The sequence below is a fragment of the Pseudoxanthomonas kalamensis DSM 18571 genome, from assembly GCF_010211745.1.
Classification (GTDB): Bacteria; Pseudomonadota; Gammaproteobacteria; order Xanthomonadales; family Xanthomonadaceae; genus Pseudoxanthomonas_A; species Pseudoxanthomonas_A kalamensis.
The window spans coordinates 1-692 of sequence record NZ_PDWQ01000051.1; the positions used below are offsets into that span (position 1 = coordinate 1).

1 protein-coding gene is annotated in these 692 nt (G+C 61.1%); it reads left to right on the forward strand.

Features of this window, described 5'->3' with window-relative positions; translation table 11 throughout:
• Positions 1-535: 535 nt before the first annotated feature.
• A partial coding sequence (locus tag CSC70_RS13910; protein WP_162457200.1) for a DUF378 domain-containing protein occupies positions 536-692 on the forward strand: 157 nt, incomplete at its 3' end.

Below are 692 nucleotides of genomic sequence, written 5' to 3' on the forward strand. Positions count from 1 at the left end.
GTCCGGGACCGGGGCAGAAAAGAGGTCAGCCGACCGCCTGTAATGTGAGGATTGGCCCGAGTAGGAGCGGCGTGAGCCGCGAAAGGGCGTTCACGGGAAAGCTCCATCGCGGCTGAAGCCGCGCCTACAGTGCGGCTTCCGTCTTGCCTGCCCTGCTGGTCCTCCGCAAACTCGGCATCCGCAGTCCGCGAGTGATGCGACCCGTGCTGGCACTGCCTTCCTGCCAATCAGGATCGTTGTGGGAGGGACTTCAGTCCCGACGCGAGGTTGCGTCAGGAGGCGGTGATTTTGCCTTAGGCAAAACTTTGCACGTAGGAGGACAAGAGCCGCATCCAGGTGTATCAACTCTGCTCAATGTCAGCTCAAGACGAGACAAAGCAGTGTGGCCGGCGGCGACAACGGGTTTCGCAAGAGAGTCCTGACAACACAAATATCTGCACATCGCACACGTTCATGCCCCGCATACATCGCACTCGCATCACGGGAATGCCGCGCAGCGCAGGCTGCAATCTCTTCCCCACGTCGAGATGCCGCCATGAAAGTGCTCAACATCGTCACACTTGTCCTGCTGATCGTCGGTGGACTCAACTGGGGCCTGGTCGGCCTGTTCCAGTTCGACTTGGTCGCGGCGTTGTTCGGCGGCCAGGACGCACCGTTGGCGCGTGTGGTCTATGCGCTGGTCGGCCTCTCGG